Origin of the sequence: Sphingobium xenophagum, assembly GCF_002288285.1 — a bacterium.
GTDB lineage: Bacteria > Pseudomonadota > Alphaproteobacteria > Sphingomonadales > Sphingomonadaceae > Sphingobium > Sphingobium xenophagum.
Genome location: NZ_CP022746.1, coordinates 273,602 through 290,000 on the forward strand (window position 1 = coordinate 273,602; position 16,399 = coordinate 290,000).

At 59.7% G+C, this 16,399-nt stretch carries 16 protein-coding genes, 1 tRNA gene, 2 rRNA genes and 1 pseudogene (1 of these 20 only partly in view); 13 read left to right on the plus strand and 7 right to left on the minus strand.

The window, feature by feature from the left end; genetic code table 11:
* Positions 1–105 precede the first annotated feature (105 nt).
* A complete protein-coding gene (locus CJD35_RS16145; protein ID WP_095687251.1) occupies positions 106–306 on the minus strand; it encodes a hypothetical protein in 201 nt (66 codons plus the stop codon).
* Between the two features lie 252 nt (positions 307–558).
* On the opposite strand from CJD35_RS16145, the gene CJD35_RS22840 reads away from it, so the two are divergent.
* From CJD35_RS22840 to CJD35_RS16200, 11 genes are all read left to right on the plus strand, one after another.
* On the plus strand, positions 559–924 hold the full coding sequence (locus CJD35_RS22840; protein ID WP_174703664.1) for a hypothetical protein: 366 nt from the start codon (positions 559–561) through the stop codon (positions 922–924).
* A gap of 104 nt (positions 925–1,028) precedes the next feature.
* Positions 1,029–1,304 carry an HU family DNA-binding protein gene (locus tag CJD35_RS16155; RefSeq protein WP_095687252.1) on the plus strand — a complete coding sequence of 92 codons (276 nt, stop codon included), beginning with the start codon at positions 1,029–1,031 and terminating at the stop codon, positions 1,302–1,304.
* A gap of 655 nt (positions 1,305–1,959) precedes the next feature.
* Complete coding sequence (locus CJD35_RS16160) at positions 1,960–2,718, plus strand: LuxR family transcriptional regulator (RefSeq protein WP_095687253.1); 759 nt, start codon at positions 1,960–1,962, stop codon at positions 2,716–2,718.
* Positions 2,719–3,000: 282 nt separating this feature from the next.
* Positions 3,001–3,615 carry an acyl-homoserine-lactone synthase gene (locus CJD35_RS16165; protein ID WP_095687254.1) on the plus strand — a complete coding sequence of 205 codons (615 nt, stop codon included), beginning with the start codon at positions 3,001–3,003 and terminating at the stop codon, positions 3,613–3,615.
* A gap of 12 nt (positions 3,616–3,627) precedes the next feature.
* Positions 3,628–4,533, plus strand: coding sequence for a phytanoyl-CoA dioxygenase family protein (locus CJD35_RS16170; protein ID WP_095687255.1), 906 nt, complete (start codon positions 3,628–3,630; stop codon positions 4,531–4,533).
* Positions 4,534–4,549: 16 nt separating this feature from the next.
* Positions 4,550–4,948 carry a helix-turn-helix domain-containing protein gene (locus CJD35_RS16175; protein WP_145169972.1) on the plus strand — a complete coding sequence of 133 codons (399 nt, stop codon included), beginning with the start codon at positions 4,550–4,552 and terminating at the stop codon, positions 4,946–4,948.
* 68 nt (positions 4,949–5,016) lie between these two features.
* Positions 5,017–5,241, plus strand: a complete 225-nt coding sequence (locus tag CJD35_RS16180) for a CopG family transcriptional regulator (RefSeq protein WP_095687313.1) — start codon at positions 5,017–5,019, stop codon at positions 5,239–5,241.
* Positions 5,238–5,675: a TA system VapC family ribonuclease toxin gene (locus CJD35_RS16185; RefSeq protein ID WP_095687257.1), complete on the plus strand. Its 438-nt coding sequence runs from the start codon at positions 5,238–5,240 to the stop codon at positions 5,673–5,675. The genes CJD35_RS16180 and CJD35_RS16185 overlap by 4 nt, the downstream gene beginning before the upstream one ends.
* Positions 5,675–6,595: a nucleotidyltransferase and HEPN domain-containing protein gene (locus CJD35_RS16190; protein WP_095687258.1), complete on the plus strand. Its 921-nt coding sequence runs from the start codon at positions 5,675–5,677 to the stop codon at positions 6,593–6,595. Before CJD35_RS16185 ends, CJD35_RS16190 begins: the two co-directional genes overlap by 1 nt.
* Before the next feature lie 309 nt (positions 6,596–6,904).
* Entirely contained in the window at positions 6,905–7,681 is a 777-nt protein-coding gene (locus CJD35_RS16195; protein ID WP_095687314.1) for a Hachiman antiphage defense system protein HamA, read from the plus strand.
* The gene (locus CJD35_RS16200) at positions 7,665–10,283 is read left to right on the plus strand and encodes a DEAD/DEAH box helicase (RefSeq protein ID WP_095687259.1); all 2,619 of its coding nucleotides are present in this window, start codon (positions 7,665–7,667) and stop codon (positions 10,281–10,283) included. Before CJD35_RS16195 ends, CJD35_RS16200 begins: the two co-directional genes overlap by 17 nt.
* A 115-nt stretch (positions 10,284–10,398) precedes the next feature.
* Here CJD35_RS16200 and CJD35_RS16205 read toward each other — a convergent pair.
* Positions 10,399–10,719: pseudogene (locus CJD35_RS16205) on the minus strand (ATP-binding protein); the annotation flags it as partial.
* Positions 10,720–10,729: 10 nt separating this feature from the next.
* On the opposite strand from CJD35_RS16205, the gene CJD35_RS16210 reads away from it, so the two are divergent.
* A complete protein-coding gene (locus CJD35_RS16210) occupies positions 10,730–10,927 on the plus strand; it encodes a helix-turn-helix transcriptional regulator (RefSeq protein ID WP_017181511.1) in 198 nt (65 codons plus the stop codon).
* Here CJD35_RS16210 and CJD35_RS23455 read toward each other — a convergent pair.
* Positions 10,912–11,037: a hypothetical protein gene (locus tag CJD35_RS23455; protein WP_276327792.1), complete on the minus strand. Its 126-nt coding sequence runs from the start codon at positions 11,035–11,037 to the stop codon at positions 10,912–10,914. The two genes, CJD35_RS16210 and CJD35_RS23455, sit on opposite strands and share 16 nt — an antisense overlap.
* 390 nt (positions 11,038–11,427) lie before the next feature.
* On the opposite strand from CJD35_RS23455, the gene CJD35_RS16220 reads away from it, so the two are divergent.
* Positions 11,428–12,639, plus strand: a complete 1,212-nt coding sequence (locus CJD35_RS16220) for an IS256 family transposase (protein WP_095686774.1) — start codon at positions 11,428–11,430, stop codon at positions 12,637–12,639.
* Between the two features lie 28 nt (positions 12,640–12,667).
* Here the strand turns inward: CJD35_RS16220 and CJD35_RS16225 are convergent, their stop codons facing one another.
* The 4 genes from CJD35_RS16225 to CJD35_RS16240 all read right to left on the minus strand — a co-directional run.
* Positions 12,668–13,630 carry a tyrosine-type recombinase/integrase gene (locus CJD35_RS16225; protein ID WP_244917305.1) on the minus strand — a complete coding sequence of 321 codons (963 nt, stop codon included), beginning with the start codon at positions 13,628–13,630 and terminating at the stop codon, positions 12,668–12,670.
* 194 nt (positions 13,631–13,824) lie between these two features.
* Positions 13,825–13,901, minus strand: a tRNA-Met gene (locus CJD35_RS16230).
* A gap of 87 nt (positions 13,902–13,988) precedes the next feature.
* Positions 13,989–14,103 (minus strand): 5S ribosomal RNA (gene rrf, locus CJD35_RS16235).
* A 157-nt stretch (positions 14,104–14,260) separates the two neighbouring features.
* Positions 14,261–16,399 (minus strand): 23S ribosomal RNA (locus CJD35_RS16240) (it continues 658 nt past the right edge of the window).

A 16,399-nucleotide genomic window follows, 5' to 3' on the forward strand; every position in this document is an offset into this window, starting at 1 on the left:
CGTCCCACCTCCTTTCAGAAGTCGCGGCGCCCCCAAGCATGGCCCCCTGCCTCCCGCTCATGTCAGGATCGCGCGCTGGCATCGCCTCTACCCTTCCATGTGCTCTCATCCCTTGGGCGTCACCCAGACTTCGACTGGCGCGGCGAACTTGCCAGGAGCGGACTTGCCGACATGGACCCGGTCCGCGGTCACCCGCTCGCCCGTTTCGAGATTGAAGCTCGCCCAGGGCTTGGGCATGCGTCCGAAAGTCATCTTCTGGATGGGCTGGCCGGTCGCCGAGTTCATGATGGTTGCTATGATGCTCATGTCGCCCCGATAGCGGCGCGACGGCGTGGGTGTAAGCCCTTCATATATGCCGATCTGCCGGCGCGGTCATCACGCACTTCCTGCGAGGCCCAGCCATAAATTGTACAGCGCGCCAGTGGGACCGCCCCTTCATCGAGCCGGCGACGCCAGAATCAGAAAAGCCATGTTTGCGCCCAGATTGCCAAAGCGCCTTGCACTGACCTTGCATCGGCATGAAATCATGCCAAGTTCAACACCGGCGGGCAGGCCCATATGGAAAAATGGATCATGCCCAAACAGAATGAATGTGAGCGCCTGGTCGACCTCGAGGCGCGTCAGCGCAGATTGCAGGAGGAGATTGCGGCGGCGCGGAGCGCGCTTCGCACAAGATATGGCGCGATCGTTGCCGAGATTCCCATCGAAGCGATAGGCGAGCGGGTTTTTCGGGACATCCTGCAGCACGCAATCCGCGCCGGCGGCACTGCCCCCCTTCAGGCGGTCAAAGCACTGCCGCTCGCTCCGGGCGAATTGTCTCCCACCACCAAATCAGCGGTCGCATATTCGGGTCCAAAGGTCACCACCGCGCGGATCGTCTCGCCGCCACCACCCTCGTCAGAACCTGCATCTAGAAAGCGCTGAACAATGGCTGCGAGGCAGCAAAGTCGCCGAGTCGTCCTCTCGACGGCTCGCCACCGCTTTGGCAACAAACAGAGCCACGATTCGCATCACAAGGACAAGTACCCATGTCGCTTTCCGACCTCATCGCCACGATCGCAGCCAATGAAGGTCTTCCCAAGACCGACGTCAAGAAGGTCGTCGACGGCCTTTTCGCGCAGATTGCCAAGGCCGCCGAAAAGGATGAGGAGGTTTCCGTACCCGGCTTCGGCAAGTTCAAGGTGAAGCACAGCGCCGCGCGCGACGGACGCAACCCTTCCACCGGCGAGACGATCAGCATCGCGGCCTCCAGGAAGCTGGGCTTCACCCCTGCCAAGGCCCTCAAGGATCGGCTGAACGGCTGAACCGGAGGGGCTCGGCCGACATAGGCCGCGCTTCGATCAGCACGCCTGAATCAGCGCCGGGCCGATCAGATCGATCGTCCGGCGCCTTCTCTATGGGGCGACATCGTCCCGCAAGCTCCCCTCCAGGACGCGGCCGCGAGTGGCGGTCTCGCATGCCTTCCCCGACCCTCAGTTCCAGCCTTCTCGCAATGCTGCCCGTCGACAGCCTCGCACGCTTAACGGGGGGCGCCCCGGTCAGGACATGGCTTGATGTGGTCGTGATGGCGTACTGGCCGCTCGCGGCATATTTTCGAATAAACGATGCTTCAGTAGGTCAAGTGAATGAGGGGAGTGTAGATTAAAGCTCCCCGTCCCGGAAACGGTTCATGGAAAATCGTTGCGTCGCTACAACGGCGGTTCATGAAAATGTCACAAAACCCCGTTTCGGACGAAAACCCACTATCATCACCGGGGAGGTAAGATACTCTCAAACTGTCCCGTAGAGCGAAGGATTCCAGCCGGTTGCGCAGGCAGGCTGAGGGCAAGAGCCAGGCGGTGGGCGGGATATGCGACCGGAAGTGCCGGGCGCGTGCAATGGAGATGGCGCGTCTTTGCGCGCTACCCTGCCTGGAGAGAAGGCTGCCCAAAGGCGCTGCCCCTAGTGAGGAGAACGCCCATGTATATCGGTCCACAGCTCAGCGAATTCATTGGCAACTGTCGGATGGTGGAGGACGAATTTGCCTTGAAGGCCCTGCTTTGTGACATCACGCCATCGATCGGCTGCGAGCAGTTCGCGCTCGTCAGCCATGTCGATCTGGTCGGGCCGCCCCGCGAAGCAACCATCATCATGAACTATCATGAAGGTTGGGTCGAACGCGCGCTGCTCAGCAACTATTATATTGACGATCCGGTCCACGCGGCCAGCACGCGCACGGTCACCGCTTTCCTCTGGAGCCTCATTCCATCAATGATCAGCCTGACCCAACGTCAGTTGCGCATCCTCGATGAGGCCCGCCCCTTTGGCCTTGTCGAAGGCCTCACCGTTCCCGTCCATTCGCCCGGGGAATATCGGGGCACCTGCTCCTTCGGAGGACGTGGACCGATCGAACTCACCGCGCAACTGCTCGGTACGGTGCAGGTGATCGGCATGTTCGCCTTCGAAGCCGCGCGGCGGATCCAGTGCAAGCGCTGGGGCCTTGCGACCGGCGACGATCGCGTGCCGACGCTCACTGCCCGACAGCTTGACTGCATCGCGCTCATCGCCTGCGGCAAGACTGACCGGGAAATCGGCATCATCCTTGAACTCTCCCCCCATACGGTGCGGGATTATGTGGAGGATGCGATGCGGCGCTACGATGTCTACAAGCGCACCGAGCTTGTAGCGCGATGCCTTTTCGACGGGCAGATCTGCTACAGGTCCTTTTGCCGCGCTTAGGCTGACGCAGAAAAGCCCGGACATTTGGTATCGGCCGTGCTGCCGTCGTCCCTGAATGGTGCCTTGCAGCGGCAGACATGAAGTCTGACCGTATGCGCCCAGTTGCGCCCGTTGCGCCGCCCTCGCCTGTCGCGCGACCATCACGTCCGATGACCCACATCCGTGGGGCGATGATGCCTCTGGTCATCGCTGCCCGCCATCCCCCTTTTTCGCGGGATGGCTCCCCTCCCCGGTCTGCGCGAACCTCCATCCGCAACAGGCAACAGCAGATAGGGAGCCAGAATGACCCACATCATTGAGGGCAGTCGCGAGCAGGAACATGCAGTGCTGCGATCGATGTACGCGGCGCGCAAGAGCGTCTTCGTAGATCTTCTGGGCTGGGATGTTCCGGTCCTTCAAGGCCAATATGAGATCGACCAGTTTGACGGGCCGCAGACCCTCTATCTGATCGCGGCCGAGCCGGACGGCACGCATCTGGGCTCCATGCGGTTACTGCCCACCACCGGCCCGACGCTGCTCAGCGACATTTTCGATTTCCTGTGCGAGGCAGGTCCCCCGGCCAGCCAGGCAGTCTGGGAAATCTCCCGTTTCTGCCTGTCGCGCGAACTCAGGGCCGCCCAGCGACGGCAAGTCCGCAACCGGCTGGTGACAATGGCGGCCCGCTTCGCGCTAGACAATGGCATCGAGCGCTATTGCTGCGTCGCCGACATGCCCTGGTTCAGCCAGATCCTGTCCTTCGGCTGGGAATGTCGCCCGCTCGGTCTTCCCCAGATGCTTCCCTTCGGCATGACAGGCGCCATGGAGATCAGCATCGACAGGGACACCCCAGCGCGCATGGCCGAAGCGGGCGTCTGGCAGGACACACCCGTTCATTTCGCGGCTGCTGCGGCGGCCTGAGGAGAAGCGACCATGGCAAATTTACCCGACATTGCCCCGCTTGCCGATCATCACACGAGCGCCCTGCTCGACCAGGGCTATTGCATCATTCCTGCCGCCCTCCCCGCCGCCTCCGCCCGAGACCTTGCCGAGGATCTCTCCGCGGATTTCGAGAGGGCGGCGGCTTCGACCGGTCCATTCTACGGCAATGACACGAAGAGGTTCGGCAGCCTGCTGCGGCGTTCGCCCCATGCGCAGGCCTTCGTCCAGCATGACCTCATACTGGCGGTGGTCCGCCAGATCCTTGGCCCCTGGTGCGACCGTGTCGCGCTCAACCTCACCCAGGCGATCGAACTCATGCCTGGCTCGATCGAGCAGGTGCCGCACCGCGATCAGGACATGTGGCCGTGCAGCCGCCTGGTTGATCCCGACCTCCATGTCGAATTCCTGGTCAATGTGATGTGGCCCTTCACATCCTTTACCAGGGACAATGGCGCCACGCGGGTCTGGCCGGGCAGCCACCGGCGGCAGGATGAGACGATCCTCGATCCCGACGAGGCAATTGTCGCTGAGATGGAGCCGGGTTCGGCGCTTCTGTTTCTCGGATCGACGCTTCACGCAGGCGGCGCCAACAAGACCGATCACCCCCGTCGCGGCATGATCGTCAGCTATGCGCTGGGCTGGCTCAAGCCCTATGAGCTGCAATGGCTTGCCTACCCGCCGGACGTGGCGAGGCAATTCGACCCGGACCTTTCGGATCTCATCGGTTATCGTATCCATCGTCCGAACCTCGGCAATTATGAGGGCCACTGTCCTTCGAAGATGCTGCGCAGTACCGATGCCAATATCGGCGCCGTCGACGCACTGGGCGATGAGCAGCATGCGCTGATCGAGGCCTATCGCCGCGAAGGACTGTTGCCCTCCGTCGCCCCGTCCTGAAAAAAGGCGGACACACATGGACATGACAAGGAAAGGCGAGCCCATCGGTCCGCAGGAATCGGAGAAGGCCCGCCGCCAGGACCGTGCCCGGATCTGCCGGGTCCTCATAGAGGAACGGCGACTGGTGCAGGCGGCCTTCGGGCAGAAACTATGCGCCAATTTCAACTGGGATATGCTGCTTGAACTCTATGAAGCGGAGAGCGAAGGACGGGACGTTTATCAGTCGGCGCTTTGCCTCTCGGCCGGCATACCGGATTCCAGTGCGCACCGTTGGGCAGCAAAGCTTGCCGCCCGGGGGGTGTTCGCGCGACGCCACGACGATATGGACAAGCGGCGGATTATCGTCACCATGACGGACGACACCCGGCACGCTCTGGACCGTATCATGGACCGGCTTGCACGATGGGCCCCGTGAGCCGGGAGTTGCGTCGCCGCCGCGCATCTAATATGATGCGTGATGACAGATGCGACAAGGATGAGCTGATGCGTACGACGCTGGTCATAGATGATGATGTGATGGAAGCCGCGCGCGCCATCGCGGAGCATCAGAACCGTTCGATCGGCCAGGTCGTTTCCGATCTGGCCCGTCGCTCGCTTCGCGCCCCCGAAGCCGCACGCAGCCGCAACGGCATCGCCCTCCTCGCTCCGAAACCCGGCGTCGTGGTGACGCCAGAGATCGTCAACGCGCTGCGAGACGAGGCGCCGTGACCTATCTTCTCGACGTCAATGTGCTCGTTGCTCTGATCGATCCCAATCATGTCGGCCATGATGCCGCGCATCACTGGTTCGAATCCATCGGTGCCAGGGCCTGGGCTACCTGCCCTATCACCGAGAATGGTGTCATCCGCATCGTGGGGAACATCAAATATCCCTCGACCCCCGGTTCGCCAGCCGAGGTGGCGCGCATCATCGGGCAGATGCGGCAGTTGCCAGGGCACAGCTTCTGGGCTGACGATATCAGCCTTCTGTCCGACGAGCGGGTCGATGAGAGCCAGCTTCTCACCTCTGCGCAGGTTACCGACACCTATCTCCTCGCGCTTGCCGTGGCACATGATGGCAAGCTTGCCACCTTCGACCGACGGCTCTCGCTCAGGGCAGTCAGCGGCGGCAAGGCAGCCCTCCATCTCATCGGACATCAGTGATGCGCACGGACCTCGACCATCTTCCGGCGGCCAAGCAGCGCGAGCTTGAGGAGGTCGTTCGCATTCTGTTCGCGGAATTTCGCGAGGCAACCGAAAATGCGACGGGCCGGCGGAAATCGGCGCGCATCCTCAAGATCATTCTGTTCGGCTCCTATGCACGGGGCGACTGGGTCGATGCGCCGTTCGACGCCAACCAGTACAAGTCAGACATGGATATACTGGTGATCGTCAACCAGAAGGAGATGGCCGATGTTGCCGCATACTGGTCGGCGGCGGAGCAAAGGCTGATCGACGCCTATATCATCGAGAAGCGGATCAACACGCCGGTGCATTTCATCGTCCATTCGCTCCAGCAGGTTAATCAGGGCCTTGCCCATGGCCGGGTCTTCTTCATGGAGATCGCGGAGCAAGGCATCGCCCTCTATGACGGAGACAGTCGCGAACTCGCCAAGCCCAAGCCCAAGACGCCAAACCAGGCGCTGGAGGCTGCGCAGGAATATTTTGACGAATATTTCCCGGACGCGATGAGCAATTTCGAACTCGCAAAGGTTGCGGTTGAGCGAAATTTCCACAAACAGGCGGCGTTCCTATTCCATCGAACTACAGAGGCACTGTATCAGGCCATCCTGCTTACGTTGACGTTCTATACGCCTTACGATCACAATGTCGCGTTCCTGAGGCTTCAGGCAGAAGGCCGCAACCAATCGCTGTTCGACGTTTGGCCGCGCGGTACCCGGAAGGAACGGGCGATGTTCCAGAAGCTCAAGGACGCCTATGTGAAGGCGCGCTATTCAAAGCACTACCGGATCGCACCTGAAGAATTGAACTGGCTCGCCGAGCGGATCAAAATTCTGGGGCAGATGACGCATGAAATCTGCACCGCCCATATTGCGAATCTGCGAAGGAATGCTGCCCATTGAGGCGATGGAATATAGGGCTACTGCATCGTAAATTGTGCGTTGGCAGTGGCTCCGGCACCTTTTCCAACGTCAAACCCAGAGGCCCTACAACGGCAAGGACTGGGACTTTTTGCTCGGTCGGCTTTGGAGTAACATCCGCTAGATAACGAACGTTCAGAGGGCGAGGGGCTATGTCCGCTTAGCATCCCAACTACCGTCATTGGATGTATCGAGCATTGATACCCAGGCCTACGATCCTCGCGACCATATCGGCCCAGCTATTCCGTGCGAATCTCGGCTATATGTTTTATGGTCGGCGCAGGGGGAAGCATGGTCGGATTTCCAAACTGGTGTGACAGTGCGCTTGAGGATGTGGGGCCGCATGCGCTGCAAGTGATATCCGCACGCGCAGCAGACACGGCGAACGGATGCGTCGCGGTCGCCGCGATCGTCCCCGAGCATTATGCCGCCGAAGAGCAGGTCGCTCGCATCCTGCGCAGGCTTGGCCGGCCGGAGGCAGCGGCGTTCATCGAAAACAAGCTGCCGACAACAAAATCGATCCGGTCCGGCGATCTGGGGGAGATCCTCGCGACCGAATATATCGCTAGCGAAACACCCTATGATGTGCCGATCAAACGCCTGCGGTGGAAGGACCATCGCAACATGGCGATGCGCGGTGACGACGTGATCGGCTTGATGCGCGATCAAGCGACTGGGCGACTTCACTTTCTCAAGACCGAGGCGAAGAGCCGTGCGGCTTTGGCGGGCGGGGTCGTTACAGAAGCACGGGAGGGACTGGACAAAGAGGGTGGCTTGCCCACCACACATGCACTCGCATTCATCTCCGCGCGATTGATGGAGGCTGGCGAGGACGCGCTCGCCGATGCGATCGATGACGCGTTGTTGAAGCATGGTATCGCCCCTCAGGCCGTCACACACCTCCTTTTCACATTCTCCGGAAACGATCCTGGCAATATCCTGCGTGCGAACCTTCAAGGGTATGCTGGCGGATACCCGCAGAACTATGTTGGAGTGCGGATCGACGCCCACGGCAACTTCATCGCCGACGTGTATGACCGGGTGATTACCGATGCCAACCACAGTTGAGGCGATCGAGGCCGATATCGATGCGGCGACCGTTCCAGGATTCAGAAACCGTCTGATTGCACGGGGTCAGGCGCGGGCCATGGTATGGCGGGACGGCATCCTCCCGCCCGAGTCGCCTGCGTTTACGCCGCAGCTTAGCAATAATCTGCTCGGCTATGGGTATGCCCTTCTAGAGATGGGCATCCGGCTGCGCCACAAAGGCGGTGATCGTGGCCGGGCGCGTATGGCGTTCGAGCAAGCCGCGACCGCGATCGAGGCTGTGATCGCTCGCGGGCCACGCGGGGGAAGCGACCGTAGTTTCCATTTCGTGATGGGTGCGGCGAGCTATCATTTGGCGCGGCTATCGGCACGTGCGTATTCGCTTCTCAGCCATGTGATTGCCGACGCGAATTTCTCGCGATCCGAGCGGGCGCTTGCGCTCCTGATGCTTCGGGACCTGGGCGAGCTGGAAACCATGGTTCTGGCATTCCGGTTGAGCGGCGCCGGATCAGACCGCGCGATCACCGCCTCGCTTGAGAATCAGTTGCTTGTGGAGGAATTGCTGGGGCGACCCGAGGGAGACGATCCGGGCTTTGTCTTCGACGCGGTCGATACCGTGCTCACCGACCGCTTCTTCGGCGCGATCGCGATGTTCCTTGTGGCACTCGAACGGGGGGAACGTGCCTTTGTCGATGGGGCAATCGCAGAGCTCACCGAAAATGTAGCGGCCAGCGAAGAATTGAACCTTGTTCCCCAATGGTGGATCAACCGGATCGCAATCCACCTGCTTTCGGACCTTTGGGACTGCAGTTTTCACGATCGATTGCCGATCGTGCCGGCCGGCGGGGATGCCCCGACATGGCCGGGGCTCAGGACATTGTTTCTTGCGGTGCTGTACAGCCGGCGAAAGGCAGAACTCGAGCTATGGCCTTCGCAGATCGATGCGGCCGCCCGAAGCGTGAACCAAACCGACGATCTCGTCGTGTCCTTGCCGACGAGCGCAGGAAAGACGCGCATCGCGGAACTGTGCATCCTGCGATGCCTGGCTGCGGATAAGCGGATCGTGTTTGTCACCCCGCTTCGAGCCCTGTCCGCGCAAACCGAAATCGTTCTCCAAAGAACCTTCGGCCCGCTGGGTATGACAATCTCTGCGCTGTACGGGAGTACGGGTGTTAGCGACGTCGATGAGGATGCGATCCGCACGCGGAATATCGTCGTTGCGACCCCTGAAAAGCTCGATTTTGCGCTGCGCAACGATCCGACACTGCTCGATGATGTCGGGCTGCTGATCTTTGACGAAGGCCATATGATCGGATTGAGCGAGCGTGAAGTTCGCTACGAGGTTCAGATTCAGCGGCTCCTGAAGCGGGCTGACGCCGCCGATCGGCGCATTGTCTGCCTGTCAGCGATTTTGCCGGACGGCGACCAACTCGACGACTTCGCGTGCTGGCTCAGGCGTGATCAGCCAGGCGGGCTGATCAAGAATGATTGGCGTCCAACGCGGCTGCGATATGGCGAGGTTCTTTGGAACGGCAATTCTGCTCGTCTAAACCTGCGAGTGGGTGACGAGCGCCCGTTTGTACCGCGCTATCTGACGAGCTTTGTTCCGCCGGTCGGTCGGCGGATAACCCCGTTTCCCAAGGATCTTGGCGAGCTTTGCCTGGCAACCGCGTGGCGGCTGGTCGACGATGGGCAGTCAGTCTTGGTGTTCTGCCCGGTTCGCAAGCACGTCGAACCCTTCGCCGCCCGCATCATCGACCTGCATCGCAGAGGCGCGTTGAGAAGCCTGCTGACCGTAGAGCCGGCAGTGCTCGAGACAGCGCTCGTGCTGGGAGCGGAGTGGCTCGGTGCTGACCATCCGATACTCGAATGCCTGAGGCTTGGCGTCGCCATCCATCACGGCGCTCTTCCGACTGCCTATCGCAAGGAGGTCGAGCGACTGCTTCGCGAAGGCGTACTCAAGGTCACGATCTCTTCGCCGACTTTGGCGCAGGGGCTCAATCTCTCCGCGACCGCAGTCATCATCCATTCGCTGTACCGGAACCGCGCAAGGATTGAGGCGGCTGAGTTCAAGAATGTCGTGGGCCGGGCAGGTCGGGCCTATGTCGATGTCGAGGGGCTCGTCCTCTATCCCATTTTCGACCAGCACGATTATCGCACCGCTCAGTGGGAAGGGTTGATCGCGGATGTCACGTCGCGCGAGATGGAAAGCGGGCTGCTGCGTCTGGTCCTGACGTTGCTTCTGCGCATGCAAGCGCAGGTCAGGCGTAGTCTGCCTGATCTCACGGAATATGTACTCAATCAGGCCCAGGCTTGGGCTTTCCCGGCGGTAGCGGGTGAAAGTCCCGACGACGCGGAGAGGGAACGCCGGGCATGGGACGGGTATGTCGCCTCATTGGACACTGCTATCCTGGCATTGCTCGGTGATGCCGAGGTGCCTGACGACGGCATTGCCGAAGCACTTGACACCATCTTGCAATCTTCACTGTGGTCGCGGCGGCTCAATCGCCGCAGCGAGGAAGCGCAGTTGGCACTGCGTGCCGGTTTGATCGGTCGCAGCTGTCAAACGGCGTTCAAAAGGGACCCCCGATCGGCGTCGAAGAGGGACCCCCTTTTCAGATAATATGATGCTGGTTTGTTGAAGATGGCCTTGCGCTGCGTGCGGCGGAGGGCGGGCGTAGCCCGACCGGAGGCGCGCGCAGCGCAAGATAGATTTTTGAAGGCGCCGAAGGTGGCTGTCAGCTGCGGTTTTTGAAGCGCCAGCTGTCGTTGCCCGTCTCGACGATATCGCAGTGGTGGGTGACGCGGTCGAGCAGCGCCGTGGTCATCTTGGGATCGCCGAACACGGTCGGCCATTCGCCGAAGGCGAGGTTCGTGGTGATGATGACGCTGGTCCGCTCATAAAGCTTGCTGATGAGGTGGAACAGCAACTGCCCTCCCGAGCGGGCGAACGGCAGATAACCGAGCTCGTCGAGAACGATCAGGTCGAGCCGCGACAGCTGCGCCGCCAGGGTCCCGCCTTTGCCGATCCGGGTCTCCTCTTCGAGGCGTGTCACCATTGGTTTGCAAATGGACGAGAATAACGAGCAGTTTCTGCGGCTGAGAGCCGTGATCGCGAAGACGGGCAAGCCCAAGGCTTCCATCTATCGCGACATCCACCTTGGAACATTCCCGGCGCCGGAAAAGATCGGCGCCAGAGCGGTGGCCTGGCGCCTTTCGAGGATCTTACGCTGGATGCAGGCACCAAGCGCCTACCAAGAGGACTGAAACCACTCCAGCGCCCCGATATTGGGCTTTGCCGGCGTCGCCTTCTCAATGGCGATCGCCGCTGAAGCCTGTTCGGCCTTGTCGAGATAGTCGGCCCACCATTCGAGCATCTGCCACGGTGGGACAGATAGCGCGCGGCGTTGTAGACGGCACGAACACCGCCGGGTACATGTGCCAGCTGCAGCTCGATCCAATCCGCCTTGAACAGCCCGGTTTCATTCAGCACGGTGCTGGCTATAGAACGAAATCCATGCACTGTCGCCTTGTCGCCAACCCCTAGCCGTTGAAGCAAGACCAGCATGCGGTTCGAACTGATCGTGTCCCCCTGGTTGCCGATTACGTTAGCGTCCGCGCTCGTGGTGTAATTTCTGGTGTAGATTGAGATGATCGCATGGGGTGGGGCATGCCCCACCCCATGCGATTTCGATCTCGGTGGCCACCGGGCTCATCGGTAAGGTGGAGTTACCACACTTCACACGCCCACCGAGGAGTTGATCCCGATGACCAACGACAGACTACCGCTTGCCGAGCTGATGGCGAAGACTGGAGATGGAGATTTCCTGCGCACGATCGCCGAGAGCGTATTACAGATCATCATGGAGGCCGACGTCGATGGCCTGGTCGGCGCTAGCCGACACGAGCGCTCCGGCGACCGGACGACCTGGCGGAACGGCTACCGCGACCGCAGCCTCGATACCCGGCTCGGCACGCTCAACCTGAGGATTCCCAAGCTACGGACCGGCGCCTACTTCCCTGGCTTCCTGGAACCCAGGAAGACCGTCGAGAAGGCGCTGGTCGCGGTGATCCAGGAGGCGTGGATCGCCGGCGTCAGCACCCGGCGTGTCGACGAGCTGGTGCAGGCCATGGGCATGACCGGCATCTCCAAATCCTCGGTGTCCAAGCTGTGCAAGGATATCGACGAACGTGTCCATGCCTTCCTTAAGCGGCCGCTCACCGGCGACTGGCCCTACCTCTGGCTCGATGCTACCTACCTCAAGGTGCGCGAGGGCGGGCGGATCGTCAGTGTCGCCGCGATAATAGCCGTTGCCGTCAACACCGAGGGCAAGCGCGAAATCGTTGGCCTTCACATTGGACCCTCCGAAGCCGAGCCATTCTGGTCGAGCTTCCTCAAGGACCTCGCACGCCGCGGACTGACCGGCGTGAAGCTGGTCATCTCCGATGCCCACGAGGGCCTCAAGGCAGCGATCACTCGCGTGCTCAGCGCCACCTGGCAGCGGTGCCGCGTCCACTTCATGCGCAATGCCCTGGCCTACGTGCCCAAGGGCCAGAACACCGTCGTCGCCGCTGCCATCCGCCAGGTCTTCCTCCAGCCCGACCATGCCGCCGCGACACAGGTCTGGCGCCAGGTCGCCGACCAGTTGCGTACCCGCTGGCCAAAGCTCGGCGCCTGCATGGACGATGCCGAGCACGACGTGCTGGCCTACATGACCTTCCCCGAGCAGCACCGCGTCAAATTACATTCCACCAATCCACTGGAACGCCTGAACAAGGAAGTGAAGCGCCGCGCCGATGTCGTCGGCATCTTCCCGAACGAGGATAGCATCATCCGCCTCGTCGGCGCCGTCCTGCTGGAGCAGAATGACGAATACCAGCTCCAGCACCGCTACATGCAGATCGAGGGCATGGCCGCCCTTGCTACACCAATGATCGAGGAGGCACAGCCGCTACAGATTACACCCAAGGCCGCCTGAAAATGCAGCCCGCTGGCCACACCCAATTCTACACCACATTGACGGACGCGACCCCGATTACCGGGAACAAATATTGGCCAAACCGCTCATTCCCATATTTCCCATAGACGTTGAGCTCCTTGATTTCCCGGAGCAAAGCAACCGCCTGCGGTGGCAACGGCACGAGATGCTCGACGCGCATCTTCATTCGCTCGGCTGGAATGCGCCAAAGCGGCTCAGGGCCGCCCAAGCCCTCAAACTCACTCCACTGTGCATGCCGGGTTTCCGTCGTCCGGACCATGGTGAGAATCGTCCAACGCAAGGCAAGTTGGCTTAGCCGAGAGCCCGTATCTGCGTTCAGCGCAGCATAGAAGCGCGGCAATTCCTTGATCGGTATCTTTGATCGATGCGTGACCGCCGCGCGCTTGCGCATTACGGTGCCCAGATCACGACAGGGATCCGTAAGAACTCGACCGTCTGGAATGCCGAACCGGAAGATTTCGCTGCAATAGGCCCGCACCCGATGCGCCATCTCGAACGCGCTGCGGTCCTCAATGGCCTTGAGAGCATTGAGCATGTCGCGCGGCAAGATCGATCGCACAGGCAGTTTTCCGATAGTAGGAAAAATGTCGGCCTCGAGCCGACGCTCGATCACACCCGCATAGCGATCGGACCATCCCGGTCGCTTGGCAAGCATCCATTCCTGGGCCAGTTGGCGGAACGTCGTCCGCTCGGCCTGATCCTCATATTTTAGCTGTCGCTTGATGTTGGCCGGATCTTTCCCGGCGGAGAGAGCCGCTTTCATCTCCTCACGCCAGACCCTGGCGCGGTCGATGCTCATCAACGGATAGTCGCCTCCCGTAATGCTCTTCTGCTTATGATGGAAACGGTAGGAGAGCCGCCACTCGCGTCGGCCGTTGGGCAGGACGCAGATATTGAGACCACCACCATCGGCTTTTTTGATCGGGCGGGCGGCAGGCAAAATGGATTGGATGATAGTATCGGTCAGCACGGATCAGTCTCCTGGACGCCGTGCGCGAGACTTGAATCCTAACTTTGCACCAACAAATTTACCAACAAATCTCATGGTAACCACCTGGGCGGTTATGATCCTGTTGGAGACCATGTTACATGAGATAACAGCCTGAATATAGGCCTTTTTATGACGCCCATTTGGGACGTTGTTGGTCTTTTTGGACCTTGTTTTGGTTGCGGGAGTAGGATTTGAACCTACGACCTTCAGGTTATGAGCCTGACGAGCTACCGGGCTGCTCCATCCCGCGACACCAAAGGACAAAGGGCGGACCTTTTGGGTCCGCCCTTTGATGAACTGTGAATGGGTTTTTGTCCTGATATGCGCGTGCTTCAATGCCTGGCGACGCCCTACTCTTCCAGTGCTTGAGCAATAGTACCATCGGCGCAGACTGGTTTCACGGCCGAGTTCGGGATGGGATCGGGTGGGTCACAGACGCTATGGTCACCAAGCAATGAAGCAGGCGCATATAAGGGGTTTCAATCGATACCGTGCACATTTGTTTATGAGAGATCTATCTGGCTGGCTTGATAACCGACCATGTCTGTCAGGCATCTGTTGTCCAGAGCTGTCATTGATGGTGGGACTCTGCGGTTCGTGATGAACCGTTTAAGCGCGAATAGGACAATTAGTATCGGTTAGCTTCATGCGTTACCGCACTTCCACATCCGATCTATCAACGTGGTGGTCTTCCACGGTCCTGTGAAATCTTATCTTGAGGGAGGCTTCCCGCTTAGATGCTTTCAGCGGTTATCCCGTCCATACATAGCTACCCTGCTGCGCCACTGGCGTGACGACAGGTACACCAGAGGTATGTTCAACCCGGTCCTCTCGTACTAGGGTCAACTCCTCTCAAATTTCGACGCCCACGGCAGATAGGGACCAAACTGTCTCGCGACGTTCTGAACCCAGCTCACGTACCACTTTAATTGGCGAACAGCCAAACCCTTGGGACCTGCTCCAGCCCCAGGATGTGATGAGCCGACATCGAGGTGCCAAACGATTCCGTCGATATGAGCTCTTGGGAATCATCAGCCTGTTATCCCCGGCGTACCTTTTATCCGTTGAGCGATGGCCCTTCCACGAGGGACCACCGGATCACTATGACCGACTTTCGTCTCTGCTCGACTTGTCAGTCTCGCAGTCAGGCGGGCTTATGCCATTGCACTCTAACAGACGGTTTCCAACCGTCCTGAGCCCACCATCGCGCGCCTCCGTTACTCTTTAGGAGGCGACCGCCCCAGTCAAACTACCCACCACAGAGGGTCCCTGCACCGGATAACGGTGCGAGGTTAGACATCAGAAAACAGCAGGGTGGTATTTCACCTATGGCTCCACTCAGGCTGGCGCCCAAGTTTCAAAGCCTCCCACCTATGCTACACAGCTCTTTCCTAATGCCACTCTGAAGTTGCAGTAAAGGTGCACGGGGTCTTTCCGTCTAACCGCGGGTACTCCGCATCTTCACGGAGAATTCAATTTCGCTGAGCATATCCTGGAGACAGTGGGGAAGTCGTTACGCCATTCGTGCAGGTCGGAACTTACCCGACAAGGAATTTCGCTACCTTAGGACCGTTATAGTTACGGCCGCCGTTTACCTGGGCTTCAATTCAGAGCTTGCACTCCTCCTCTTAACCTTCAGGCACCGGGCAGGCGTCAGGCCCTATACGTCGTCTTGAAGCCGACTTAGCAGAGCCCTGTGTTTTTGCTAAACAGTCGCTACCCCCTGGCCTGTGCCCCCCACAAGTGCTTGCGCATATGTGGGGCCTCCTTCTTCCGAAGGTACGGAGGCAATTTGCCGAGTTCCTTCAGGATACTTCTCTCAAACGCCTTGGTATACTCTACCATTCCACCTGTGTCGGTTTAGGGTACGGTCTATACGGAGGGGCTATTTCCTGGGACGACTTCACAGCCTGGAGCAATCCAATAAGCCCAGACCATTTACGCCATCCGTCACACACCTCCAGGCCCACGAATATTAACGTGGTTCCCATCGACTACCCCCTTCGGGCTCGTCTTAGGGGCCGGCTTACCCTGCTCAGATTAGCTTTAAGCAGGAACCCTTGGAATTTCGGCGACAGTGCATCTCACACTGTTAATCGCTACTCATGTCTGCATTCGCACTTCCGATACCTCCACGACCCATTACCAGATCGCTTCAACGGCCTACGGAACGCTCCGCTACCGCTCAGTCAAAGACTGAACCCTAAGCTTCGGTGCATCACTTTAGCCCCGTTACATCTTCGCCGCAGGATCTCTTGTTTAGACCAGTGAGCTGTTACGCTTTCTTTAAAGGATGGCTGCTTCTAAGCCAACCTCCTGGTTGTTTTGGAAATCCCACATGCTTTCCCACTTAGTGATGACTTGGGGACCTTAGCTGTAGGTTAGGGCTGTTTCCCTTTTGACGACGGACCTTAGCACCCGCCGTCTGTCTGCCGAACTAGACTCGTTGGTATTCGGAGTTTGGTTAGAGTTGGTAGATCTCGCGACCCCCGCATCCATCCAGTGCTCTACCCCCAACGGCAATCATTCGACGCTCTACCTCAATAGATTTCGCGGAGAACCAGCTATTTCCCGGCTTGATTGGCCTTTCACCCCTAAGCACAACTCATCCGACAATTTTTCAACATTGAACGGTTCGGTCCTCCAGTGCGTGTTACCGCACCTTCAACCTGGTCATGCATAGATCGCCGGGTTTCGGGTCTAATGCATCAAACTTCGTCGCCCTGTTCAGACTCGCTTTCGCTGCGC